The following is a 22,553-nucleotide window of genomic DNA, read 5'->3' on the forward strand; positions in this document are numbered from 1 at the left end:
GAGCCCCGCGTTGGCCGAGCTGCACACCGCTGTGGCCGACGCGGCGACCGGGGTCGTCCTCGCCCTGCGCGAGGGTGACCCCTACGCCGTGTCCCGCGTGCTGCGCCCCGACGACCCCCTCACCCCGGCCGCCGTCCGGGTCCTCGGCGCCGACGTCCTCGTGCCGTACGCGCTCAGCGGCCACGCCGCCGACGCCGACGGCCCCCTCGTCCGCCAGGCCCTCGCCGCCTACCCGCCGACGGCGGGCTCCGCCGTGTCCGCGTGGAGCCACCACGGGCTCGCCGAGTCGGCGCGCGCTCTGCTGCCCGGGGCCTGGCCCGCCGCCGGGGACCCCGACACCGGCTGGACCGAGCGCGAGCCCTGGCCCCGCCTCTCCCACCAGGTCTCCCAGCTCGCCGCCCTCGCCGTGCCCGGACTCGCGCCGGGCCTTGAGGAGCGGCTCGCCGCACGCGCCGTCGACCTGTCGCGCGGGTTCGTGCGCGCCGTACGCCGCCGCGACTGGCTCCAGGCCGCCGGCGTCGGACGCTGGCTGGCCCGGCTGCCCGGCGTCCCCGACTCGCTGGGGCTCGCGGCGGGCCTCGTCTTCGTGGGCCGGTGGGGCGCGGCCGACCCGCGCGTCGTCCTCCAGGTGGAGGCGGCCCGGCGGCTCTTCGGGACCGGCCGGTGACGGCCCTCGTCGCCGAACGCGCGCTCGGCTGGCTGACCGCGCACCGCGACGCCTTCCGGCTGCCCGCCGACGCGACGACCGACGCCGACCGCGACCTCACCTGGAAGCCGCTCGGCGAACTCGCCCAGCTCACCCGCCGGATCGCCACCCTGCACCCCGACCCCGCCGTGCGCGCCGAGGCCGAGGCCCTCTTCGCGTTCGCCTGGGCCGAGACCCGCGAGGGCGCGCTCTTCGCCGAACTCGTCCACCGCGAACCCCACGCCACCTACCCGGTCGAGATCTACGCCGTCTTCGCCCAGGCCGGTCTCCGCCACCCCGACGCCGACGAACTCGCCTCGGTGAGCGTGCGGTTGAGGTCCCGCGGCGTCGCCCTCGACACCCCGACCCGCACCCTCGGCGTCCTGCTGGCCGAACGCCGCATCGGACTCGCCCCGCACGCCGACCCGGCCGCCGAACTCGCCCGCACCTGGCTCGGCCTGCGGCCCGAACCCTGGGCGCTCGACCTGCGCACGGCCTACGGGCTCACCCACGACGTCTTCCACGTCACCGACTGGGGCGCCGACCCCGCCGCGCTCGACCCCGAGGCCGCCGGCTACCTGCGGCTGTGGCTGCCCGCCTGGCTCGACGACCGGCTCGCGCAGGGCGAGTGGGACCTCGTCGCCGAACTCCTCGCGGTGGGGGCCTGCCTGCCGGACGCCGACCCGTACGACGACGCCTGGGCGCGGCTCGCCCGGGCGCAGTCCCCGGACGGGGGCATCCCCGAGCAGGAGGCGTTCCCCCGGGACTCGTTCCGGGCCTGCTACCACTCGACGCTGGCCGCGGCCTTCGCGGCGACGCTGGCGCTCTTCGGAAGGGACCGCGCGTCATGACCGTCACGGCAGCCTCCCCGGCCCTGCTGCACCGGGTGGGGGAGCGGGCCCTCGACTGGCTCGACACCCACCGGGACCGCTTCCGGCTCCTCCCCGAGGACCACGCCTCGGGACTCGCCCTCGGGGAACGCCTCAAACCCGTCGGTGAACTCGGCGTCAACATGCGGGTGCTGTTCCGCGAAGGCGTCGTCGGCTCCCGGCAGCGGGAGCGGTGCGGCGCGCTCCTCGACTTCGCCTGGCGCGAACTCCTCGACGGGGGCCGGGTGCTGGCCGAACTCCAGCGGCAGGAACCGCACTCGCCGGTGCCGCTGGAGGTCTACGTGCCGTTCCACGAGAGCGGCTACCGGCACCCCGGCCTGGAGGAGATGCTCGCCGTGTCCCGGCTCACCCGCAGCTGGGCCGCCGTCGAACGGCCCCCCAACCGGCAGCTCGCCCTGCTCTCCGCCGAACGCCGGATCGGGCTCACACCCAGCGCCGACTTCGACACGACCCTGCGCCGGACCTGGCTCGGACAGCTCCCCGAACCGTGGACCGTCCAGCTGCACATCGCCTACGACATCACCCACACCGTCTTCCACGTCACCAACTGGGGCGAGAAACCCCACGCGCTGCCGACCGACATCGCCGGCTACCTCGACCACTACCTCCCCGCCTGGCTGGAGACCTGGGCCGACCTCGAACACTGGGACCTCCTCGGCGAACTCCTCGTCGTGGACGCCTGCCTGCCCCGGCCGACACTGGACGCCGACCTGTGGGAGCGGTACGCGGCGGCCCAGGACCCCTCCGGCGCGTTCCCCGTCCACGGGCCGATGCCCGACGGCGACGTCTTCGACCTCGTCCACCACCCCACGCTCGTCGCCGCGTTCGCCTCCGCGATGGCCGTCTCCCGGGCGCTCGGCTGATGCCGGCCCCCGACCCCCGCCTCACGGAGGCCCTCCACCTCATCGACGCCCCCGACGCCGTCCTGGGCGTCTCCCGGCACGGGCGCCGGACCGTCGTCGGCGCCGACGGGGCCGTACGTCCGCTGCGGTACGAACTCGGGTCGCTCACCAAGACGTTCACCGTGCTGCTCACCGCGCGGCTCGCCGACGAGGGGCTGATCGGGCTCGACGACCCGCTCGCCGCGCACCTGCCCGTACCGGCCACGCCGATCACCCTGCGCCACCTCGCCACGCACACCTCGGGGCTGCCCCGCATCCCCCGCGAGCTGCTCCCGGGCGCGCTGCTGCGGCCCCACCACAACCCCTACACCGCGTACGACACGGACCGGCTGCTCGCCGCGTTCGCCCGGACCCGCCCCCGGCACAAGCCCGGTGAGTACTGGGCCTACTCCAACTTCGGCGTCGCCCTCCTCGGACAGGCCCTGGCCCGGACGACGGGGACGCCCTACCCCTCGCTGCTCGCCGAGCGGATCCTCACGCCGCTCGGCCTGACCCGGACCGGCGCGACCCCCGCGCCCACGGACGCCGTCGGCTACCGCAAGGACGGGACGACCCGCGTGCCGTCCACCCCGATGGGGGCGTTCGCACCGGCCGCGTCGGTCCGCGCGACGCCGGGCGACCTCCTCACGTACGCGGAGGCGCACCTCGACCCCCGGGGCGTACTGGGCGACGCCCTGCGCCAGGTCCTCGTACCCCAGCTACGGCGCGGACGGCGCCGGGAGACCCACACCCTGACCTGGTTCCAGCACGACACGGACCACGGACCGCTCCTCTTCCACAGCGGCGCGACCTTCGGCCAGCAGGCCTACGCCGGCTTCCACCCGGCCTCCGGCACCGCCGTCATCGCCCTCGCCAACCGCCACCACCGCGGCTGCCGCCTCGTCCCCATCGCCCACGAACTCCTGCACGCGCTCGCCGCCACCACCGGCGCACCGCGAACGGCGGCCTCCGAAGCCTGAGTTCAACGCAACCGCGACCAGAGCGACCGCTCCTCGGGAGTCGGCGGCACATCCGGCACCGCCCGCTCAGGATGCCCGGGCCCGGGAAGCCCGGCCGGCGGGTCCGGCAGGGCCGGCGGGTGGGCCTTCTCGTCCAGGACCTCCGGCGACATCCCCACCGCCAGCGCACCCATCACCTGCACACTCTTGACGAACTCCCGCAGCCATCTCCTGAACCACCGCACCACCATGGACCGACCACCCTCCGCCACCGGGTCCCGACTGCGGGCATCCTGCGGGGGGCTCCTTCACGTCCGGTCGAGGAGTGGTGGAAACACGCTGATGAGGGATCGCCGGACAGTTGTTACAAGGGGTGGCCGGGGATCTACGTACGATGTGGCCGTTCCCGTGGTCGAGGAGGAGTGGTGAAGCGGTTCTGGCAGGTCGGAGGCTGTGTCGTGGCCGTCGGCTGGCTGGCCGCGTGTGGGGGGCCCGGAGGTGGGGTGAAGGTCGAGGGGCCCGCGGTGACGGCGGCGGAGTGGTCGGGACCGTCGTACATCAGCGATGTGTACGGGCGGGCCTGGCGGCATCCCGACGAGATCGCGGTGGAGAGCCTCTACCTCGTCGGGCTGCGCTGGACCGGGTGGGGGACCGCGCGGCCGACGGCCACCGGGGTCGCCCAGGACAGCGTCTGCAACGCCGGATGCGACGACGGGAAACCGGCGGAGTACCGCGTCAAGGTCGTGCTCAGCGGGCTGACCCGGCGCGGGGACGTCGCCTACTACGGGCATGCCGCCGTCACCCCGCTGAAACCGCCCGCTCCGTTCTGGGCCGAGGGCAACGAGGACATGATCCTGGATGTGCCGGACGAGTGAGAGGTACCGCCTTGCCTGAGGTGCTGCTGGTCGAGGACGACGACCTGATCCGGGAGGCGACACAGCTGACGCTGGAGGCGCGCGGCTACCGGGTGCGGGCCGCCGCCGACGGGGTGAGCGGGCTCGCGCTGTTCCGGGAGCGGTGGCCCGACGTCGCCGTCCTGGACATCATGCTGCCGGGCCTCAACGGAGTCAGTCTCGCCGGGCGGATCCGGGAGGAGTCGCGGGTGCCGGTGCTGCTGATCTCGGCGCGCAACGACCCGATAGACGTGGTGATGGGCCTGGAGGCGGGCGCCGACGACTACGTCACCAAGCCGTTCGACGGGCCGGTGCTGGTCGCCCGGATCCGCTCCCTGCTGCGGCGGGCCGCGCCGCTCGCCCCCGCCGAGGACGCGGACCCGCGGCTGCGCTTCGGGGACCTGGAGTTCTGCCCGCAGTCCATGACCGTCGAGCGCGCCGGCGAACCCCTCGCGCTGACCGCGACCGAGCTGAAGCTGTTCGGCGAGTTCGCGGCGGCACCGGGCAGCGTCCTGTCCCGCGACCTCCTCCTGGAGCGCGTCTGGGACTACGCCTGGTCGGGCGACACCCGCGTCGTCGACGTCCACGTGCAGCGGCTGCGCGCCAAGATCGGCCGGGAGCGCATCGAGACCGTGCGCGGCTTCGGCTACAAGCTGCGCACATGAGGCGGCCCGGTACGAGCCTCGGTACGAAGGTGGCGCTCGCCGTCGCCGCCGCCGCGACCTGCGTCGCGAGCGCGGTCGGCGTCCTCGTGCACCACCTCACCGCCGAGGACCAGCTGAAGACCGCCCGCGCCGCCTTCGACCGCGACATGGTCACCGCCGCGTACGACCACGCCTCCGGCCGGCGCACCGCTGCCCGCCTGGACCGCCCCGGCCTGCCCGCGCCGGTCGCGCACGCCGTACGGAACAAGGTCCGTGTCACCTACCTCCACGACGGCGTCCTCTGGGCGGCGACCCCGGTCGCGGGCGGCAAGGTCCTCTCCCTGAGGCGGTCGTACCGCCCCGAGGAGAAGGCCCTGGCCACGCTCGACCGGACCCTGCTGGCGACCGGCGCCGCCGCGACCGTCGCCGTGTCGCTGGCCGGACTGCTGCTCGGCATGCGCGTGGGCCGCCGGGCCACCGCCGCCGCGCGCACCGCCGAGCGGATCGCCGAGGGCGACCTCGACGCGCGCGTCCACCCGCGCGGCCACGACGAGATCGCCCGCCTCGCCGCCGCCGTCAACACGATGGCCGACGCGCTCGGCGCCCGCCTCGAAGCGGAACGCCGGGTGACGGCGGACATCGCGCACGAGCTGCGTACGCCCGTCGCCGGGATGTCCACGGCGGTGGGGCTGCTGCCGCCGGGGCGGCCGTCCGAGCTGATCGCGGACAGCGTGGGGAAGCTGCGGGGGCTGGTGGAGGACGTCCTGGAGGTCGCGCGGATGGACGCGCAGGTCGCCGCGGTGGACAAGGAGCAGCGGGAGGTCAGCGCGATGGCGCGGCGGGCGGTGTCGGGGCTGGCCGGGGTGAGCGTCGACGTCGTGGCCGACGCGGTCGTGGCGACCGATCCCCGGCGGGTGGAGCGGATCCTCGCCAACCTCGCCGCGAACGCGCTGCGGCACGGCCGGGCGCCGGTCGTGATGACGGTGGAGGGGGCGGTGATCCGGGTGCGGGACCAGGGGGCCGGGTTCCCGGCGGACCTGCTCGCGATCCTGCACGCTTCCGGGCCGCAGCGGTTCAGGACCGGGGCGCGGACGGGCGGTACGGGGCTGGGGCTGACCATCGCCACGGGACAGGCGCGGTTGCTGGGGGCACAGCTGGCGTTCCGCAATCACCCGGGGGGCGGGGCGGAGGCGGAGCTGAGGCTGCCGGTGGGGGAGTGAGGGCGGTGGGGGCCGGGGGCGGCTTTCGCCGGGAGGGGAGCCGTCGGCAGGTGGGTGAGGGCGGTGGCGGCCCGGGGTCAGCTCTCGTGGGAGGGGGAGCCGTCGTGGAGGGGGGAGTTCTCACGGGCGGGTGAGCGGCCGTGCCGGAGCGGGCCGCCGTACGGCGGACGGCCCTCGTGCCGGGGCGGGTCCTGGTGCCCGGGCGGGTCCTGGTGCCCGGACGGGTCCTCGTGCCGGGGTGGGTCCTCGTGCTGGGGTGTGCTGTCGTGCCGGGGCCTGCCCTCGTGCGGCGGTGTGCCGTCGTGGCGGGCCGTGCCCTCGTGGAAGGCGTCGTTCGCCCTCCCGTGCCGTTCCGCCTCGTCCTGGACGAGGATCGTCAGCAGGGAGGCGACCGTCAGGCCCGCCTCGGCGGGGTGGCGGAGGATCTTCGTGGGGTCGATCTCGTAGTCGTTGCCCCGGCCCCGGCGCGTGTGGGACAGGTACCCGTCCTGTTCGAGGTCGGCGATGATCTTCTGGACCGCGCGCTCGGTGAGCCGGCAGCGGGCGGCGATGTCCCGGATCCGGGCGCTGTGGTTGTCGGCGATGGCGGCCAGGACACGCGCGTGGTTGGTGAGAAACGTCCACCCGGCGTGCGGCTCGGGCACTCCATCCACTCCGACCATGAGGAGATCCTACGGCTGGGCGTTCGCGTGTCCAAAAGCGCGAACCAGAATTCCGGTATCACTTGACGTGTCCTGCGTGCCGGGTCGACTCTGGAAGCACAGGACCAGTAGGCGAGTACCCGCGGAGAGGAAGCCATGCCCAACCCTCCTGGAGAAGCCCGGCCGCACCCTGCCGCGCCGTCGGTGCGGACGCGCCGCGACGGCGACCGGGTCGTCGTCACGGTGGGCGGCGAACTGTGCCTGGACGACAGCGCCCTGCTGGAACGCACCCTGCGCGCGGCCCTGCGCGAACCCGCCCGGCGCGTCGAACTCGACCTGGGAGCCCTGGAGTTCTGGGACTGCTCCGCGCTGAACGTCCTGCTGGAGATCCGCCGGTACGCGATGGCCGCGGGCAAGTCGCTCGCCGTCACCGCCGCGAGCCCCGTCGCACAGCGCCTGCTGGCCCTCACGGGCACCTGCCCGCTGCTCGTCGAGGGACACGTCACCGAGGAGGAGGCCCTGCGCGGCGAGGTCGTCCAGCTGCGCCGCGCCATGCGGACCCGGCCGGAGATCGACCTGGCCCGGGGCATCCTGATGGCGTCCTTCGGACTGAGCCCCGACGAGGCGTGGAACGTCCTGGTCAAGGCGTCCCAGAACACCAACACGAAGCTGCACCGCCTCGCGTCGACCGTGGTGACCACGGTCCGGGGCGAACCCCTGCCCGACCCCGTCCGCCAGCACCTCACCGAGGCCGTCGCGAGCGTGAGCGACGCGGAGAAGACGCCGCCCTGACAGGTCCGGGCACTCCGGGTACCCGGGCCGTCGGCGGGTACCCGGAGGCCCGGTCCCCATATTCAGGAGGCGCTGTGACCGACTTCGGATACTTCCTCGCCAGCGAGGAGCACTCGCCCGCCGCCCTCGTCGAGCAGGCCCGCATGGCCCAGCAGGCGGGGTTCGACGCGCTGTGGATCTCCGACCACTACCACCCGTGGAACGACGCGCAGGGCCAGAGCCCCTTCGTGTGGTCGGTGATCGGAGCCCTCTCCCAGGCGGTGTCGCTGCCCGTGGAGACGGCGGTGACCTGCCCCCTCGTGCGCACCCACCCCGCCGTGATCGCCCAGGCCGCCGCGACCAGCGCCGTCCAGCTGGAGGGCCGGTTCCGGCTCGGCGTCGGCACCGGCGAAGCCCTCAACGAGCACGTCCTGGGCGGCGGCTGGCCCGAGGCGCCGGTCCGGCTCACCATGCTGGAGGAGGCCCTCCAGATCATCCGCAAACTGTTCACCGGCGAGCGGATCAGCCACTACGGCCGCCACTACACCGTCGAGAACGCCCGCCTCTACACCGTCCCCGCCACCCCGGTCCCCATCGACGTCTCCGCGTTCGGCCCGCACGCCGCCGAGGCCGCCGCCCGCATCGGCGACGGCCTGATCACCATGAGCCCCGACGCCGGCGTGGTCGAGCGCTTCCGGCGCGGCGGAGGCGGCGCGAAACCGGTGTACGGCGGCTTCAAGGTCTGCTGGGGCACCGACCGCGAGAAGGCCGTCGCCACCGCGCACCGCCTCTGGGCCAACCAGCAGCTCCCCGGCGAACTCGCCCAGCTCCTGCCCACCCCGCGCCACTTCGAGCAGGCGTCGGAGCTGGTGACCCCGCAGATGTCGGCGGCGGCGATCCCCTGCGGCGACGACCCGGACCTCCACGTCGAGGCGCTGAGGGCGTTCGTCGACGCCGGCTTCGACACGGTGTACGTCAACCAGATCGGCCCCGACCAGCAGGGCTTCTTCGACTTCTACCGCACCAAGATCCTCCCCCAGGTCCGCGACTGAACTCCGCGACGCGGGTTACCCGGCGGCCATGAGCACACGTGACCTGGCCGCGACCCTGCGCACGGAGACCGACGCCGAGGTCCGCTTCGACGCCGGCAGCAGAGCCGCGTACGCCACCGACGGCTCCAACTACCGCCGGGTACCGCTGGGGCTCGTCGTCCCGCGCACCGTCGAGGCCGGGGCCCGGGCGGTCGAGGTGTGCGCCGCGTTCGACGCACCCGTCCTGTCCCGGGGCGGCGGCACGAGCCTCGCCGGGCAGACGGCCAACGCGGCCGTCGTCATCGACTGGAGCAAGCACTGCGACGCCCTCCTCGCCGTCGACCCCGACGCCCGTACGTGTGTCGTCGAGCCCGGCATCGTCCTGGACGCCCTCGACGCCCGGCTCGCCGACCACCGGCTGCGGTTCGGCCCCAGGCCCTCGACGCACAGCCACTGCGCGCTCGGCGGCATGATCGGCAACAACTCCTGCGGGGCGTCCGCGCAGGCGTACGGCAAGACCGTCGACCACGTCCGCCGCCTGGAGATCGTCACCTACGACGGGCTGCGCACCTGGGTCGGCCCGACCGGCCCCGCCGAACGCGCCCGCATCCGCGCCGAGGGCGGCCGGAAAGCGGAGCTGTACGACGGACTCGACCGGCTCGTCTCGGCCAACCTCGCGGAGGTCCGACGCGGCTACCCGAAGATCCCGCGCCGCGTCTCCGGCTACAACCTCGACTCCCTGCTCCCCGAGAACGGCTTCGACCTCGCCAAGGCGCTCGTCGGCAGCGAGGGCACCCTCGTCGCCGTCCTGCGCGCCGAACTCGGGCTCGTGGACGTGCCGCCCTGCGAGTCGCTGCTCGTCCTCGGATACGCGGACGTCTGCCGGGCCGCCGACGACGTACCGCGTCTCCTGGAGCACTCCGCACCGGCCCAACTGGAGGCGCTGGACGGGCGGATGGCCCAGCTGATGCGGGAGGAGGGGGTGCACGGGGAGTCCCTCGACGCGCTGCCCGAGGGGGACGCCTGGCTGCTCGTCCAGTTCGGCGGGGAGAGCCGGGAGGACGTCGACGAACAGGCCCACGCGCTGCTCAAGGCCGTCGGCCGGGACACCGGTGACCCCTCCGTCGCCTTCTCCGACGACCCCGCCCGCGAACAGCGCATGCTCCGCGCCCGCGAGGCCGGACTCGGGGTGACCGCACGCCCGCCGGACGGACGGGACACGTGGGAGGGGTGGGAGGACTCCGCCGTGCCGCCCGATCGACTCGGGGCGTATCTGCGGGACTTGAGGAAGCTGTTCGCCGAGTTCGACTACGGCCGTCCGTCCCTGTACGGGCACTTCGGGCAGGGGTGCGTGCACACGCGGATCCCCTTCCAGCTGCGGACTGGGCAAGGGGTCGGCCAGTTCCGGCGGTTCGTGGAGCGGGCCGCCGATCTCGTCGTCGGATACGGGGGGTCGCTGTCCGGGGAACACGGGGACGGGCAGGCCCGGGGAGAGCTGCTCACGCGGATGTTCGGGGAGCGACTCGTGGGCGCGTTCGGCGAGTTCAAGGCGCTCCTCGATCCGCGCAACGGGATGAACCCCGGCAAGGTCGTCGACCCCGAACCGCTGGACGAGCGGCTGCGGGTCGGGCCGCTGTGGCAACCCGCCGACTCCCGCACGCACTTCGGGTACCCCGAGGACCAGCACTCCTTCAACCGGGCCGTGTTGCGCTGCGTCGGCATCGGCGACTGCCGCGGCCACGAGGGCGGGGTGATGTGCCCCTCGTACCGGGTGACCCGGGAGGAGGAGCACTCCACCCGCGGGCGCGCGCGGCTGCTCTTCGAGATGCTGGACGGCCATCCCGACTCGGCGATCACCGACGGCTGGCGCTCACCCGAGGTGCGGGACGCGCTCGACCTGTGCCTCGCGTGCAAGGGGTGCAAGTCGGACTGCCCGACCGGGGTCGACATGGCCACGTACAAGGCGGAGTTCCTCGCGCACCATTACGCGCACCGGCTCCGTCCGCTCGCCCACTACTCGCTGGGCTGGCTGCCGGTGTGGACGCAACTCGCCCAGCACGCGCCCGCGTTGGCGAATCTGGCGTTGCGTCCGGGCCTCGCGAAGAGGCTCGCCGGCGTCGACCCCGCCCGCGAGGCGCCCCGGTTCGCCGCGCAACCCTTCGTGCGACGCCGCCGGGCACGGGGGGCCGTCCGTCCGACGCCGGGTGACCCCGCGACCGTCGTGCTCTGGCCGGACACGTTCACCAACTTCTTCCGTCCGGTGCTGGCGAGGTCGGCGGTGCGGGTGCTCCAGGCCGCCGGGTACACGGTGGCGGTCCCGGCGACGCCGGTGTGCTGCGGGCTGACGTGGATCTCGACGGGGCAACTGGACGTGGCGAAACGGGTGTTGAGGCGCACGCTGCGGGTCCTTGGCCCGTACCTGGAGGCGGGGACGCCGATCGTCGGCCTCGAACCGTCGTGCACGGCGGTGTTCCGCTCCGACGCGCCGGAACTGCTGCCGGACGATCCAGCGGTGCGGCGACTGGCCTCGCAGGCGAGGACGTTCGCCGAGCAACTGGCCGGCTGGGAGCCGCCGTCGCTCTCTCGCCGGGCGATCGTCCAGACGCACTGCCACCAGCACGCGGTGCTCGGCTCCGACGCCGACCGCGCCCTGATGCGCCGGGCGGGCCTGGACGCCCGGATGCTGGACGCCGGCTGCTGCGGCCTCGCGGGCAACTTCGGCTTCGAACGCGGCCACCACGAAGTCTCCCTGGCGGTCGGCGAGTCGGGGGTGCTCCCCGCCGTACGCTCCGCCGCTCCCGGGGACCTGATCCTGGCGGACGGCTTCAGCTGCCGCACGCAGATCGAGCAGGCGGGAACGGGACGGCGCGCCCTGCACCTGGCGGAGGTGCTGGCGTCGGCCCTGGACGGCCCGCTGCCTGCCGAGTACCCCGAACGCGCGCTCACGAAAGACACGTTGTCCCCATCTGTGCGAAGGACCCTGTCATGAAGGTTTCCGATCACCTCCTCAACCGGCTGCGCGAATGGGACGTCGAGTACGTCTTCGCCTACCCAGGCGACGGCATCAACGGGCTGCTCGCCGCCTGGGGGCGGGCCGAGGACCGGCCCAGGTTCATCCAGGCCCGGCACGAGGAGATGTCCGCGTTCGAGGCCGTCGGCTACGCCAAGTTCTCCGGCCGGGTCGGGGTCTGCGCGGCCACGTCCGGGCCCGGCGCCATCCACCTGCTGAACGGCCTCTACGACGCGAAGCTCGACCACGTCCCCGTCGTCGCGATCGTCGGCCAGACGAACCGGAGCGCGATGGGCGGCTCGTACCAGCAGGAAGTCGACCTGCTGAGCCTCTACAAGGACGTCGCCTCCGACTACTGCGCGATGGTCACCGTCCCCGAGCAACTGCCGAACGTCCTGGACCGGGCGATCCGCACCGCGTACGCGCGCCGCACGGTGACCGCCGTGATTCTCCCGGCAGATGTGCAGGAGCTGGAGTACTCGCCCCCCGAGCACGCCTTCAAGATGGTCCCCTCCAGCCTCGGCCTGTCGCACTACGCCCCGATCCCCGCCGACACGGACCTCCAGCGCGCGGCGGACGTCCTCAACTCCGGCGGGAAACCGGCCCTGTTGATCGGCCAGGGCGCGCGCGGCGCCCGGACGGAGGTGACGGCGGTCGCCGAACGCCTCGGCGCGGGCGTCGCGAAGGCGCTGCTCGGCAAGGACGCCCTGGACGACGACATCCCGTACTCGACGGGCGCGATCGGCCTGCTGGGCACGCGGCCGTCGTACGAGATGATGCGGGACTGCGACACGCTGCTGGTGATCGGCTCGTCGTTCCCCTACACGCAGTTCCTGCCGGACTTCGGCAAGGCGCGCGGCGTACAGATCGACGTCGACCCGCACATGGTCGGCATGCGGTACCCCTTCGAGGTGAACCTCGTCGGCGACGCGGCGGCCACGCTCCAGCGGCTGCTGCCGCTGCTGGACCAGGTGAAGGACTTCGCGTGGCGGGAGAAGATCGAGGCGAACGTGGGCCGGTGGCGCCGGGTGATGGCCCGGCGGGCCGAGGTGTCGGCGGACCCGGTCAACCCGGAGTACGTGGCGCACGCGCTGAGCGGACTGCTCCCCGAGGACGCCATCCTCACCGCCGACTCGGGCTCGGCCGCCAACTGGTACGCCCGGCACGTGGAGTTGAGGGGCGCGATGCGGGGCTCCCTGTCGGGGACGCTCGCGACGATGGGGCCCGGCGTGCCGTACGCGATCGGCGCGAAGTTCGCGCACGGGGACCGGCCGGTCGTCGCGCTGGTGGGCGACGGGGCGATGCAGATGAACGGGCTCGCGGAGCTGATCACGGTCGCCAAGTACTGGCGGGAGTGGGCGGATCCGCGTCTCGTCGTCGCCGTGTTCAACAACCGCGACCTGAACCAGGTCACCTGGGAGATGCGCGGCATGGAGGGCGCCCCCCAATTCCTGCCCTCGCAGTCGATCCCGGACGTCGCGTACGCCGACTTCGCGCGCTCCCTCGGGCTGAGCGGGATGCGGATCGAGAAGCCGGACCAGGTGGGCGGCGCGTGGGAGGCGGCGCTCGCCGCGCGGGAGCCGTACGTCCTCGACTTCGTCACCGACCCCGCCGTCCCCCCGATCCCGCCGCACGCGACCCTCGACCAGATCGAGGCGGCAGCGGCGGCGGTCCTGAAGGGCGACAGCGACCGGGCGGCGATGGTGAAACAGGGGTTCAAGGCGAAGGTGCAGGAGTTCCTGCCGGGGAAGCACGAGGGGAAGGGCGGCGGGAAGCGGGGCGGGAGGCGTGACGGTGACCGATGAACCCGTCGTCGAGCGCGTCGACAGTGCCGTCTACACCGTCCCCACCGACACCCCGGAAGCCGACGGCACCCTCTCCTGGGACCACACGACCCTCGTCCTCGTGACCGTCCACGCCGCCGGGACCACCGGGCTCGGCTACACGTACGCGCCGCCCGCCGCCGCGCACGTCGTGGACGACCTGCTCGCCGGCGCCGTCGTCGGCACCTCCGTCCTGGACGTGCCCCGCGCGCACGAGGCGATGACCCGTGCCGTGCGCAACGCCGGGCTGCCCGGGATCGCCGCGCAGGCGCTGTCCGCCGTCGACATCGCCCTGTGGGACGCGAAGGCCCGCCTCCTCGCCGTACCGCTCGCCGGACTGCTGGGCGCGGCGCGCGACGAGGTGCCGGTGTACGGCAGCGGGGGCTTCGTGACCTACGACGAGGGGCGCCAGGAACGGCAGTTGCGCGGCTGGGTCGAGGAGCAGGGCATCCCTCGAGTGAAGATCAAGATCGGGGAGTCGTGGGGCCGCGCGGAGGCCCGCGACCTGTTGCGCACGTCCCGCGCACGGGACGCGATCGGCTCCGCCGCCGAGCTGTACGTCGACGCCAACGGCGGCTACGGCGCGAAACAGGCGGTCCGGGTCGCCGCAGCTCTGGAGGGTGAGGGAGTGACCTGGTTCGAGGAGCCCGTCTCCGCCGACCGGCTCGGCGCCCTCGCGGAGATCCGCGGCCGTACCGACGCGGAGGTCACCGCCGGGGAGTACGGCTACACCCTCCCCTACTTCAGAGGGATGCTCGACGCGGGCGCCGTCGACTGCCTCCAGGCCGACGTGACCCGCTGCGGCGGCATCACCGGCTGGCTGCGCGTCGCCGCCCTGGCTCTCGCGTACGGCCTCGACATATCGGCCCACTGCGCCCCGCACGTCTCCGCGCACGTCGCCGCCGCCGTCCCGAACCTGCGGCACATCGAGTGGTTCCACGACCACGTCCGCGTCGAACGCCTCCTGTTCGACGGCGTCCTCGACCCGCTCGGCGGCGCGGTGACCCCACAGCAGGGACCGGGCCTCGGGCTCGCCCTCGACGCCGAACAGGCACGACCGTTCAGGAGCCGGTGATGGACACGCACAAGGACACCGTCGTCGTGACCGGCGCGAGCGCGGGAGTCGGCCGGGCCGTAGCCCGCCTGTACGCCGCGCGCGGAGCCCGCGTCGCCCTGATCGCCCGGGGCCGCGCGGGCCTCGACGCGGCGGCCCGCGACGTCACCGAGCTGGGCGGCCTGCCGTACGTGTACGAGGCGGACGTCGCCGACGCCGACGCCGTCGAGGCAGCGGCGGGTGCCGCCGAAGCGGCCCTCGGGCCCCTCGACGTGTGGGTCAACTGCGCCTTCACCGGCGTCTTCGCCCCCTTCACCGACATCACCCCCGAGGAGTACGCCCGCGTCACCTCCGTGACCTACCTGGGGTACGTCAACGGCACCCGCGCCGCCCTCGCCCGCATGGTCCCCCGCGACCAGGGCACGGTCGTCCAGGTCGGCTCGGCGCTCGGCGAACGCTCGGTGCCGCTCCAGTCGGCGTACTGCGGCGCCAAGCACGCGATCAACGGGTTCACGTCGTCCGTACGGCTCGAACTCCTGCACCGGGGCAGCCGCGTCCGCGTCACCGTCGCCCAGCTCCCCGCCGTCAACACGCCCCAGTTCAGCTGGGTGCGGTCCAGGATGCCGCGCCAGCCGCAGCCGATCCCGCCGATCTACCAGCCGGAGGCCGCGGCGAGGGGAGTCGTGCGCGCCGCCGACCGGCCGGGGCGCCGGGAGCGGTGGATCGGGGCGAGCACGCGGGCGACCCTGCTGGCCAACCGGGTCGTACCGGCCCTCCTCGACCGCTACCTCGCCCGTACGGGGTACGCGTCCCAGCAGGTCGACGCGGCGCGGACACCGGGGCCGGACAACCTGTTCGTGCCGGCCGACGACGAGGCCGACCACGGGGCGCACGGAGTCTTCGACTCCCGGTACCGGCACCGGAGTTGACTCACTGCTCTTCGGTCCGGTCCGTTCGGGGGATGCTCGTGAGGCGTGGCCGGACGGGGGTGTCCTGCCACCAGTCCGTGCCGTCCTCCAGGTAGCGCAGCAGGATGCCCTCGCGCAGTGCCCAGGGGCAGATCGTCACCGCGTCCACGCCGCTGAGCTTCATCACGCTGTGCGCGGTGACCGCCCCGGCGAGGCTCTGCCGGGCCCGGGGCGCGGAGATCCCGGGGAGCCCGGCGCGGTCGGCGGCGGAGAGGGCCGCCAGCCGGTCCACGGCACGGCGCAGGTCGGCGCGGCACAGGACCCGCTCCACGAACAGGCCCCGGCGGCCCGGCGGGGCCCCGCACAGGCGGGCGAGCTGCTGGAACGTGCGCGAGGTGGCCAGCGTCGTGCGGGGGCGCTCCCAGCGGATACGGGCCGACGCGTCGCGCAGGGCGTGGCGGACATGGCGGCGCAGGGCGCGCAGCTCGCCGCCCGTGGGCGGGTCGGCGGCGGTCAGGAAGTCGCGGGTGAGCCGGTTGGCGCCGAGCGGCAGGGAGGCCGCGAACTCCGGGGTGCGGCCCCGGCCGTACGCCACCTCCAGGGAGCCGCCGCCGATGTCGAACAGGGCCAGCGGACCCGCCCGCCAGCCCATCCAGCGGCGTACCGCGAGGAACGTCAGCTCGGCCTCCAGCTCGCCCGGCAGCAGCCGCAGCCGTACCCCGGTGCGGTCCTGGACCGTGCGCAGGACCTCCGCGCGGTCCGGGGCGTGGCGGATCACCGCCGTCGCGAACGCCGGGGGATCGGGGGCGCCCCAGCGGCGGGCCGTCGCGGCGGCGGCGCCGACCGCCGAGACCAGCTGCTGCGTCGCCGCCTCGCCGAGCCGGCCGTCCGGGCCCGTGCGCTCCGACAGACGCAGCCGCCACTTCGCGGTGTGCACCGGCAGGGGAACGCCGTCCCGCGCGTCCGTCACCACCAGCCGTACCGTGTTCGACCCCGCGTCCACCACAGCGATTCTCATGGCTGCCGGTTACCCCTGCGGACCGGAGGGAATCGCCGGACTGTGAATGAAACGTGGAGTCCGGGAAACCCGGAGCACAGGAGGTTCACACCATGGTTCCGATTATTCTCGTACTGCTTCTGGCGCTGTTGCTGTTCGGCGTCGGATTCGCCGTGAAGATTCTCTGGTGGATAGCGCTCGTCGTCCTCGTCGTCTGGCTGCTGGGATTCCTGGTGCGCGGGACGTCGGCGACCGGCACCAGGGGGCGCTGGTACCGCTGGTGAGCTGAGCGTCAGCTCCGCGGGAGCAGCGGCCCGAGCGGCCCGAGGTCCAGATTCAGGTCCTCGGGCCGCAGCCCGTACCGCTCGCGCAGCTCGGTCATCCGCTCGTCGAGGAGCATCAGCGTCAGGCCGACGCGCTCCTCCTGCTCCTCGGTGAGATCGCCCTCGTCGAAGCGGCGAACGGCCTGCCGTTCCATGAGCTGGCGAAGGAGTTCGATCACCGTGAGGACGAGTTTGATCAGATCGCGCTCCACGGTGTCCGGTTCGAGGTCCAGGCGGCCGGTCATGGTTCCTCCCACGGCGACGGCACCTGCGCCGTCACCGAGCTGATCAGGGCGTTCAGGTCGATCCGGACGAGGTCCACGTCCGCGATCCGCAACGTGATGTCGCCGGTGATGACGACACCACCGGCGAGGAGACGGTCCAGGAGGTCCACGAGGGAGACCTCACGGCGCTGTACGACGGTCACGGGCCCGCCTCCTCGTCCGGCTCCCCCGACGCGAAGGAATACGCCGCCCACGGCCCCGTGAGTTCCACGCGAATTCCGCGGTCCCCGTCCCGGACGCCCTCCGCGATTTCCACGAACCGCTCGGAGAGTTCCCGCCGGACGAGGAAAGCGGCGTTGAACACATTCTGCCCGGAATTCTCTCCTCCGGGGGCGAGGGCGGAATTCTGCGGCGGGCGCAGGCGTACCGCGTCGGCGTGTGTGCACAACGCGCTGTGGAGCTTTTCGGAGAACAGTTCCGCCCGGTGCCAGGACTCCTCGTCCGAGAGGGCCGCGCGGCGCCGCTGCCGCAGATAGTCGCGGCCCGACGCCGGGCTCGGCACCTCCTGGGGCGCCTCCCGGTCGACGTACACCTTCACCCCCCACTCCACCCGGCCCGCGATCCGCTCCAGGACGTGCCGGAAGCGGGCCTCGCCCTCCTCCAGCATCGTCCGTACGCCGCTGTCGTCGCGGAAGACGGTCGCCAGCCGCAGCGGCAGCGGGGTCGTCACGGTGGTCAGCGCGTCGACGACCCGCTCGTGGGCGCGGGCCGTCGCGGTCAGCCAGTCCAGGTCCTCCAGGCGCCGCCGCAAGGGCTCCTCGGCGAAGACGTCCTCGGGGACGCGGCTGACGACCGCGACGAGGTGGCCGTGGGCGAGCCGGGCGGGTGGCTCGCCCACGACGCCGGTGAGATCCGCCGGGAGCGGCGTCTCGAACGGGGGGCAGACGGCGTACACGTAGCGCAGGGCGGTCACCGGGGCTCCTCCAGCGCTTCCAGGGCTTCGAGGCGGGCCCGCAACTCGGCGTTCTCGCGGGTCAGTTGATCCCTGCGGGCCTTCGTGGACAGCGCCGGGTCGTCCTCCCACCAGTCGATGCCCATCTCCTTCGCCTTGTCGACGGAGACGACGACCAGGCGGAGCTTGACCGTGAGGAGTTCGATGTCGAGGAGGTTGATGCGGATGTCGCCCGCGATGACGATGCCCTTGTCGAGGACGCGCTCCAGGATGTCGGCGAGGTTGGCGCCTCCGTTGCCGTTGTACGGGTCGGGGAGGCGGCTGGGCATGGTCACCGCCGGCTCCGGGGGGCCTCGGCCTCGTCGGGGGCGTCGTCCGGCTCCTCGTCCTCGTACTCCAACTCGGCCTCGGCGTCTTCGGCTTCGGCGTCTTCGGGTTCGGGGTCTTCGGGCTCCTCGTCCTCGAACTCGTCGCGGGGCTCGTCCTCCTCCTCGTACTCCGCCTCCAACTCCTCGCCGTCCTCGGCGTCTTCGGTGTCCTCCGCCAGCGCGTCCTCGTGGCTCACCACGACCTTCCCGTCGTGGATCTCGCCCCGCCAGCCCTCCTCCGCCTCACCCTTGAGGGTGATGAAGCGGGCGTAGTTCTTGAGGTCGAGGCGGATGCGGCGGCCCTGGGCGCGCCAGAGGTTGCCGGTGCGTTCGAAGAGGCCCGCGGGGTAGTACTCGACGACCAGCAGGACACGGGTCAGGTTGTCGGCGAGGCGGTGGAAGGTGACCGCGCCCTTCGTGGTCCCCTTCGCGCCCTGCGAGGTCCACGAGATCCGCTCGTCCGGGATCTGCTCCGTGGTCATCGCCTGCCAGCTCCGGCTGGACCAGAAGACCTTGAGCCGCCAGTCGGAGCGGGTGTCGTCGGCGCGGTCGGCGCTCTTGACGCCCTTCGCGAAAGAGCCGAAGTCCTGGAAGCGGGTCCACTGGTCGTAGGCGGTGCGCAGCGGGACGCCGACGTCGACGTGTTCCATGACGACCGTGGGCTTCTTGCCTGCGGCGCTCTTGCCCTTGCCCTCCTTGCCCTTCTTGCCGAGGCCCTTGAGCGCCTCCTTGACGCCGTCCTTCGCGCGGCCCGCGCCGACCTCCAGCGCCGAGCGCAACGGCCCCTTGCCCTCGGCGAGTTTGCGCCCGCCGTCCAGGGCGAGACGGGCGAAGCCGGGGCTCTCGCCGGACGCGATGTCGTTCAGCTTGACGGTGGTCTCGCCGAGTTTGCGGCCGGCGCCGACGAGGAGGCGCTGTGCCTGGGCGGCGACGTACTCCCGCAGCTCCGCCTTGAGCCGGTCGGCGGCCTCGCTGCGGGCCACGCCGGAGAGGGTGTCGGTCACCGCTCGTCACCCCGCTTCGCGGAGCGCGCCGGGGGTTTCTTCGCCGCGCGGGGGGCGGCTTTCTTGGTGACGCGCTCGGGGGAAGCGGTCTTCCTGGCGGCGTCGGCGGCCTTCTTGGCGCCGGGCGCCTTCTTCCGGGGCTTGCCCGCACCCTCGGACCTGCCGCCCTTGGCGCGCTCCCGCCCCGCGTCGGCATCCGCGCCGGCATCCGCGTCGTCGTCCTCGTCCCGACCGGCGACCTCCGGGACCACCCCGTCGAGCCGCCCCCGCACCTCCGCCGTCCGCCCGTGCAACCGCCCCGCCAGCGAGTCCAGCTGGCGTTCCACGACCGCCCCCGTCGCCGCCTTCCCCACCCCGCGCAGGTCCTCCCGGAGCTGATCCCCGATCTCCTTGAACTGCGGGTTGTTCTGGAGCTGCTGGGAGACCAGGTCGGCGACCCCCCTCGGCGTGAGGTTCAGCCGCTTGCCCGCGACCACGGAGCCGACGGCGAGCGCCAGTTTCAACTTCCGTGTGCGGCCCAGGAGGTAGCCGGCCCCGATCGCGAGGCCCAGTGCCGTTCGGTTCATCGTGTCGTCCCGTCGCCTGTTCGCGTACTGGTCTCCAGCCGGTCGAGGAGCTGGTCCTCGGCCCGGTCGAACTCCTCCGCCGTGATCTCACCCTCCGTCAGGAGCCGTTCAAGACGGGCGAGTTCGGCGCGGATCGCGGCGGGGTCGTAGTAGATCCGCTCCGCCTCCCGCACCACCTGCCCGATCACCCACGCGCTGCCGCGCACCGGAGCGAACGGCAGCAGCAGCACTTCCCCGATGAGCCCCATCGCTCACTCCGGTCCGGGCTCCACGAAGCTGTACGGCGGCAGCGGCCCGGCGAGGCGCACTTCGAGGTGCGCGTGGGTCTTGCGGAACGCCTCCACGGCCTCCGCGAACGCCGCCGAGGCGTCGCGCTCGACGAGGAAGGAGAAGTTGGCGAGCCAGCCCGTGGACTCGGGCCCCGGGTCGACGGCGGCGGCGAGCGGCTCCAGCGCGCGCCGCACGGCGGCGGCGTCCTCGGCCTCGCGGGCCCGCACCGCGGTGGCGATCATCTCGCCGAACCGCAGCTTCTGCTCGTAACTCCCGCCGCCGTCCTGCCGGTTGGCCTCGGCGAGGGCCCGCAGTTCCGGGGTGTCGGCGAGCACCCGGTGCAGGACCGCCTCCTCCAGATGGTTGGCCTTGACGTTGTACTCGACCTTGTTGTCCAGCGCCCGCAGCCGCTCCCGGTAGTGCTCGGCGCGCTCGGCGAGGACCTCGGTGACGGCGGAGTCGTCGGGGGCGACGCTGCCGAACCGCATGGGCAGCACACAGCCCTCGGCGCCCGCGGCGACCAGCACCTCCTGGTGGGCGAGCAGGTCGCGCCGCTTGGGCCGCAGCCCCTCGGGCGCGTCGCTGACCAGCGCCGCCAGCGGGCCCGCCCGCAGCACGCGCACGGTCGCCGGCGGATCGCCCACGCCCTTGCCGCCCTCGGGCAGGGCCGGGTGCGAACTCGCGGCGATGCCGTAGACGTACGTACTCACTCCGACTCCTCCTTCCGGCGCGCGGCCGTGCTCTTGCGGCGCGGCTTCGGCTGCCCGTCGGCCTCCTGCTCGTCGCGGGCCTGCCGGAAGGCGCCGGCGACCGTCTCGGCCGCGCCGGACAGCGCGCCCTTCGACTTGCCGCGCGCCCCCGACTCGGTCATCTCGCCCACGAGGTCGGGCAGCCCGGGGCTGCGGTGCGGGCCCGCCTCCAGGTCGAGGCGGTTGCACGCCTCGGCGAACCGCAGATACGTGTCGACGCTGGCCACGACGACCCGTACGTCGATCTTGAGGATCTCGATCCCGACCAGGGAGACGCGTACGAACACGTCGATCACGAGTCCCCGGTCGAGGATGAGTTCCAGGACGTCGTAGAGACCACTGGTACCGCCTCCACCGCCGGTCTGTGCCGGGACGACGGTCATGTCGGCCATGCCTCCTCGCATGGTGGGGGAACGTTCGGTGCGTGGGGACCGGTCAGTGCGGGTCGGCGCGTCCGCGCTCGTAGCGGCGCACGCGCCGGTAGCCGGTGACCCGGCCCTGCGGGTCGAGGTCGACCCGGTATCCGGCCATCAGGCTCATCGTGTCGGGGACGCGGGCGAGTTCGAGTACCTCGATCTCCAACGACCAGCCGTCGTCGGTGCGTTCGAAGGACGAGACGGTCTCCGCGGCCGTTCCGGTCAGCTCGGTGAGCTGTTCGCGTGCCCGGTTCAGCACTTCCATGGGCTCTGCCAAGCCGTCGTCCGCCATCTCTCCGCCCCGTGTCCTCCGTCGAGTTGTGAAGGGCTTGTGCCCATCATCTGCCGAGTGGCCCGAACTCCCCCTGCCAAACCTTCAGTTGCCGCGCAGTGCGGTCAGCCTCCGGCGGGCCGGGCCCAGCGCGCGGCCTCGCCTCGGCAGACCCCGCCAGGGGCGCGTACGGGCCTGCTCGACGGCGTTCGCGACCGTCCAGCGGCGCGGTCCGACGCCGGGCTCGTCGAGCTGGTCCCACGCGATCGGCACGGCGACCGGGGCGCCGGGGCGGGCCCGGACGGTGTACGGCGCGACCGCCGTCTGCGCGTACGCGTTGCGCTGCACGTCCAGGTAGAGCCGCCCGCCGCGCGCCTGCTTGCGCACGGCCGTCGTCAGCAGGTCCGGATGGCCGGACGCCAGCAGTTCGGCGGTGTCCCGGGCGAAGGCGCGCACCTCGTCGAAGCCGTGCCGTCCGTCGAGGGGCACGACGACGTGCAGGCCGCGCGAGCCGGTCGTCATCGGCGCCGACGGCAGCCGCAGGGCGTCCAGCAGCTCGCCGAGCCGGCGGGCCGTGTCCCGTACGGAGGCGAAGTCGCCGTCGTCGGGCGGGTCGAGGTCGAAGACCATCAGGTCGGGGCGCTCCGGGTGGCCGGCGCGCGACAGCCAGCGGTGCAGGGTGAGGCGCGCCTGGTCGGTGAGGTAGGCGAGGGTGTCGGCGTTCTCGCACAGGGGGTGCAGGACCGTGCCGCCCTCCTTGGCGACCTCCACGCGGGGGATCCAACCCGGGTAGTGGTCGGGGGTGTTCTTCTGCATGAACAGCGGGCCCTCGACGCCGTCCGGATGCCGCTCCAGCATCAGCGGACGGCCCCGCAGGTGCGGCAGCATGAACGGGGCGACCTCGCGGTGGTACGCGGCGAGGCCCGCCTTCGTGACCTCGCCGCCGTCCGGGCCCGCGGGGAAGAGCACCTTGTCCGGGCGGTGGATCTCGACGGGCACCGGG

27 protein-coding genes and 1 pseudogene are annotated in these 22,553 nt (G+C 73.5%); 14 read left to right on the forward strand and 14 right to left on the reverse strand.

Features of this window, described 5'->3' with window-relative positions:
* Positions 1–10: 10 nt before the first annotated feature.
* Genes PV682_RS13505 through PV682_RS13520 form a run of 4 tightly spaced genes read left to right on the forward strand, consistent with a single transcriptional unit; the run spans position 11 to position 3,436 of the window.
* Positions 11–667 carry a hypothetical protein gene (locus PV682_RS13505; RefSeq protein WP_319729116.1) on the forward strand — a complete coding sequence of 219 codons (657 nt, stop codon included), beginning with the start codon at positions 11–13 and terminating at the stop codon, positions 665–667.
* A complete protein-coding gene (locus PV682_RS13510) occupies positions 664–1,536 on the forward strand; it encodes a DUF6895 family protein (RefSeq protein WP_319729119.1) in 873 nt (290 codons plus the stop codon). Before PV682_RS13505 ends, PV682_RS13510 begins: the two co-directional genes overlap by 4 nt.
* A complete protein-coding gene (locus PV682_RS13515) occupies positions 1,533–2,438 on the forward strand; it encodes a DUF6895 family protein (RefSeq protein WP_319729122.1) in 906 nt (301 codons plus the stop codon). The genes PV682_RS13510 and PV682_RS13515 overlap by 4 nt, the downstream gene beginning before the upstream one ends.
* On the forward strand, positions 2,438–3,436 hold the full coding sequence (locus tag PV682_RS13520) for a serine hydrolase domain-containing protein (protein WP_319729124.1): 999 nt from the start codon (positions 2,438–2,440) through the stop codon (positions 3,434–3,436). The genes PV682_RS13515 and PV682_RS13520 overlap by 1 nt, the downstream gene beginning before the upstream one ends.
* A gap of 2 nt (positions 3,437–3,438) precedes the next feature.
* Here the strand turns inward: PV682_RS13520 and PV682_RS13525 are convergent, their stop codons facing one another.
* Positions 3,439–3,666, reverse strand: coding sequence for a DUF6059 family protein (locus tag PV682_RS13525; protein ID WP_319729126.1), 228 nt, complete (start codon positions 3,664–3,666; stop codon positions 3,439–3,441).
* Positions 3,667–3,840: 174 nt separating this feature from the next.
* Between PV682_RS13525 and PV682_RS13530 the strand changes: the two genes are divergently transcribed.
* The 3 genes from PV682_RS13530 to PV682_RS13540 are packed head-to-tail and all read left to right on the forward strand — an operon-like array spanning position 3,841 to position 6,172.
* Positions 3,841–4,290: a hypothetical protein gene (locus tag PV682_RS13530; RefSeq protein ID WP_319729128.1), complete on the forward strand. Its 450-nt coding sequence runs from the start codon at positions 3,841–3,843 to the stop codon at positions 4,288–4,290.
* Positions 4,291–4,301: 11 nt separating this feature from the next.
* Positions 4,302–4,973: a two-component system response regulator CseB gene (gene cseB, locus PV682_RS13535; protein ID WP_319729130.1), complete on the forward strand. Its 672-nt coding sequence runs from the start codon at positions 4,302–4,304 to the stop codon at positions 4,971–4,973.
* Positions 4,970–6,172, forward strand: a complete 1,203-nt coding sequence (locus tag PV682_RS13540; RefSeq protein WP_319729132.1) for a HAMP domain-containing sensor histidine kinase — start codon at positions 4,970–4,972, stop codon at positions 6,170–6,172. Before cseB ends, PV682_RS13540 begins: the two co-directional genes overlap by 4 nt.
* A gap of 347 nt (positions 6,173–6,519) precedes the next feature.
* Here the strand turns inward: PV682_RS13540 and PV682_RS13545 are convergent.
* Positions 6,520–6,834, reverse strand: a pseudogene (locus PV682_RS13545) (helix-turn-helix transcriptional regulator); the annotation flags it as partial.
* Between the two features lie 135 nt (positions 6,835–6,969).
* On the opposite strand from PV682_RS13545, the gene PV682_RS13550 reads away from it, so the two are divergent.
* The 6 genes from PV682_RS13550 to PV682_RS13575 all read left to right on the forward strand — a co-directional run bounded on the left by PV682_RS13550 (position 6,970) and on the right by PV682_RS13575 (position 15,431).
* The gene (locus tag PV682_RS13550; protein WP_319729136.1) at positions 6,970–7,605 is read left to right on the forward strand and encodes an ANTAR domain-containing protein; all 636 of its coding nucleotides are present in this window, start codon (positions 6,970–6,972) and stop codon (positions 7,603–7,605) included.
* A gap of 74 nt (positions 7,606–7,679) precedes the next feature.
* Positions 7,680–8,636: an LLM class F420-dependent oxidoreductase gene (locus PV682_RS13555; RefSeq protein ID WP_319729138.1), complete on the forward strand. Its 957-nt coding sequence runs from the start codon at positions 7,680–7,682 to the stop codon at positions 8,634–8,636.
* A gap of 28 nt (positions 8,637–8,664) precedes the next feature.
* Positions 8,665–11,604: an FAD-binding and (Fe-S)-binding domain-containing protein gene (locus PV682_RS13560; RefSeq protein WP_319729140.1), complete on the forward strand. Its 2,940-nt coding sequence runs from the start codon at positions 8,665–8,667 to the stop codon at positions 11,602–11,604.
* The gene (locus PV682_RS13565) at positions 11,601–13,430 is read left to right on the forward strand and encodes a thiamine pyrophosphate-requiring protein (RefSeq protein ID WP_319729143.1); all 1,830 of its coding nucleotides are present in this window, start codon (positions 11,601–11,603) and stop codon (positions 13,428–13,430) included. The genes PV682_RS13560 and PV682_RS13565 overlap by 4 nt, the downstream gene beginning before the upstream one ends.
* Entirely contained in the window at positions 13,420–14,523 is a 1,104-nt protein-coding gene (locus PV682_RS13570; RefSeq protein WP_319729145.1) for an enolase C-terminal domain-like protein, read from the forward strand. The genes PV682_RS13565 and PV682_RS13570 overlap by 11 nt, the downstream gene beginning before the upstream one ends.
* A complete protein-coding gene (locus PV682_RS13575) occupies positions 14,523–15,431 on the forward strand; it encodes an SDR family oxidoreductase (RefSeq protein ID WP_319729147.1) in 909 nt (302 codons plus the stop codon). The genes PV682_RS13570 and PV682_RS13575 overlap by 1 nt, the downstream gene beginning before the upstream one ends.
* A gap of 1 nt (position 15,432) precedes the next feature.
* Here PV682_RS13575 and PV682_RS13580 read toward each other — a convergent pair whose 3' ends face one another.
* Positions 15,433–16,428 (reverse strand): Ppx/GppA phosphatase family protein, encoded by a 996-nt coding sequence (locus PV682_RS13580; protein ID WP_319729149.1) that lies wholly within the window; start codon positions 16,426–16,428, stop codon positions 15,433–15,435.
* Positions 16,429–16,520: 92 nt separating this feature from the next.
* On the opposite strand from PV682_RS13580, the gene PV682_RS13585 reads away from it, so the two are divergent.
* A complete protein-coding gene (locus PV682_RS13585) occupies positions 16,521–16,691 on the forward strand; it encodes a hypothetical protein (protein ID WP_055717941.1) in 171 nt (56 codons plus the stop codon).
* An 8-nt stretch (positions 16,692–16,699) separates the two neighbouring features.
* Here PV682_RS13585 and PV682_RS13590 read toward each other — a convergent pair whose 3' ends face one another.
* The 11 genes from PV682_RS13590 to ligD all read right to left on the reverse strand — a co-directional run bounded on the left by PV682_RS13590 (position 16,700) and on the right by ligD (position 22,549).
* On the reverse strand, positions 16,700–16,975 hold the full coding sequence (locus PV682_RS13590; protein WP_319729153.1) for a gas vesicle protein K: 276 nt from the start codon (positions 16,973–16,975) through the stop codon (positions 16,700–16,702).
* The gene (locus tag PV682_RS13595; protein ID WP_319729156.1) at positions 16,972–17,157 is read right to left on the reverse strand and encodes a gas vesicle protein; all 186 of its coding nucleotides are present in this window, start codon (positions 17,155–17,157) and stop codon (positions 16,972–16,974) included. The genes PV682_RS13590 and PV682_RS13595 overlap by 4 nt, the downstream gene beginning before the upstream one ends.
* Positions 17,154–17,927 carry a GvpL/GvpF family gas vesicle protein gene (locus PV682_RS13600; RefSeq protein ID WP_319729159.1) on the reverse strand — a complete coding sequence of 258 codons (774 nt, stop codon included), beginning with the start codon at positions 17,925–17,927 and terminating at the stop codon, positions 17,154–17,156. Before PV682_RS13600 ends, PV682_RS13595 begins: the two co-directional genes overlap by 4 nt.
* Positions 17,924–18,241, reverse strand: coding sequence for a gas vesicle protein (locus PV682_RS13605; RefSeq protein WP_319729160.1), 318 nt, complete (start codon positions 18,239–18,241; stop codon positions 17,924–17,926). Before PV682_RS13605 ends, PV682_RS13600 begins: the two co-directional genes overlap by 4 nt.
* Positions 18,238–19,278, reverse strand: a complete 1,041-nt coding sequence (locus PV682_RS13610) for an SRPBCC family protein (RefSeq protein WP_319729162.1) — start codon at positions 19,276–19,278, stop codon at positions 18,238–18,240. The genes PV682_RS13605 and PV682_RS13610 overlap by 4 nt, the downstream gene beginning before the upstream one ends.
* On the reverse strand, positions 19,275–19,844 hold the full coding sequence (locus tag PV682_RS13615) for a DNA primase (RefSeq protein WP_319729164.1): 570 nt from the start codon (positions 19,842–19,844) through the stop codon (positions 19,275–19,277). Before PV682_RS13615 ends, PV682_RS13610 begins: the two co-directional genes overlap by 4 nt.
* The gene (locus PV682_RS13620) at positions 19,841–20,092 is read right to left on the reverse strand and encodes a gas vesicle protein GvpG (RefSeq protein ID WP_319729166.1); all 252 of its coding nucleotides are present in this window, start codon (positions 20,090–20,092) and stop codon (positions 19,841–19,843) included. Before PV682_RS13620 ends, PV682_RS13615 begins: the two co-directional genes overlap by 4 nt.
* A gap of 3 nt (positions 20,093–20,095) precedes the next feature.
* Positions 20,096–20,824 (reverse strand): GvpL/GvpF family gas vesicle protein, encoded by a 729-nt coding sequence (locus PV682_RS13625; RefSeq protein ID WP_319729168.1) that lies wholly within the window; start codon positions 20,822–20,824, stop codon positions 20,096–20,098.
* Positions 20,821–21,246, reverse strand: a complete 426-nt coding sequence (locus PV682_RS13630) for a gas vesicle structural protein GvpA (protein ID WP_055723414.1) — start codon at positions 21,244–21,246, stop codon at positions 20,821–20,823. Before PV682_RS13630 ends, PV682_RS13625 begins: the two co-directional genes overlap by 4 nt.
* Positions 21,247–21,298: 52 nt before the next feature.
* Entirely contained in the window at positions 21,299–21,571 is a 273-nt protein-coding gene (locus tag PV682_RS13635; RefSeq protein WP_240001719.1) for a gas vesicle protein GvpO, read from the reverse strand.
* A gap of 84 nt (positions 21,572–21,655) precedes the next feature.
* Complete coding sequence (gene ligD / locus PV682_RS13640; protein ID WP_319729174.1) at positions 21,656–22,549, reverse strand: non-homologous end-joining DNA ligase; 894 nt, start codon at positions 22,547–22,549, stop codon at positions 21,656–21,658.
* Positions 22,550–22,553 lie beyond the last annotated feature (4 nt).

The sequence above is a fragment of the Streptomyces niveiscabiei genome, from assembly GCF_033794345.1.
Lineage (GTDB): Bacteria > Actinomycetota > Actinomycetes > Streptomycetales > Streptomycetaceae > Streptomyces > Streptomyces niveiscabiei.

Coding starts and splice junctions, on each gene's coding strand:
- PV682_RS13615 (WP_319729164.1), bottom strand. CDS start 19,844: ATGAACCGAACGGCACTGGGCCTCGCGATCGGGGCCGGCTACCTCCTG.
- PV682_RS13580 (WP_319729149.1), bottom strand. CDS start 16,428: ATGAGAATCGCTGTGGTGGACGCGGGGTCGAACACGGTACGGCTGGTG.
- PV682_RS13590 (WP_319729153.1), bottom strand. CDS start 16,975: ATGACCGGCCGCCTGGACCTCGAACCGGACACCGTGGAGCGCGATCTG.
- PV682_RS13620 (WP_319729166.1), bottom strand. CDS start 20,092: ATGGGGCTCATCGGGGAAGTGCTGCTGCTGCCGTTCGCTCCGGTGCGC.
- PV682_RS13515 (WP_319729122.1), top strand. CDS start 1,533: ATGACCGTCACGGCAGCCTCCCCGGCCCTGCTGCACCGGGTGGGGGAG.
- PV682_RS13540 (WP_319729132.1), top strand. CDS start 4,970: ATGAGGCGGCCCGGTACGAGCCTCGGTACGAAGGTGGCGCTCGCCGTC.
- PV682_RS13520 (WP_319729124.1), top strand. CDS start 2,438: ATGCCGGCCCCCGACCCCCGCCTCACGGAGGCCCTCCACCTCATCGAC.
- PV682_RS13575 (WP_319729147.1), top strand. CDS start 14,523: ATGGACACGCACAAGGACACCGTCGTCGTGACCGGCGCGAGCGCGGGA.
- PV682_RS13630 (WP_055723414.1), bottom strand. CDS start 21,246: ATGACCGTCGTCCCGGCACAGACCGGCGGTGGAGGCGGTACCAGTGGT.
- PV682_RS13635 (WP_240001719.1), bottom strand. CDS start 21,571: ATGGCGGACGACGGCTTGGCAGAGCCCATGGAAGTGCTGAACCGGGCA.
- PV682_RS13560 (WP_319729140.1), top strand. CDS start 8,665: ATGAGCACACGTGACCTGGCCGCGACCCTGCGCACGGAGACCGACGCC.
- PV682_RS13585 (WP_055717941.1), top strand. CDS start 16,521: ATGGTTCCGATTATTCTCGTACTGCTTCTGGCGCTGTTGCTGTTCGGC.
- PV682_RS13525 (WP_319729126.1), bottom strand. CDS start 3,666: ATGGTGGTGCGGTGGTTCAGGAGATGGCTGCGGGAGTTCGTCAAGAGT.
- PV682_RS13550 (WP_319729136.1), top strand. CDS start 6,970: ATGCCCAACCCTCCTGGAGAAGCCCGGCCGCACCCTGCCGCGCCGTCG.
- PV682_RS13565 (WP_319729143.1), top strand. CDS start 11,601: ATGAAGGTTTCCGATCACCTCCTCAACCGGCTGCGCGAATGGGACGTC.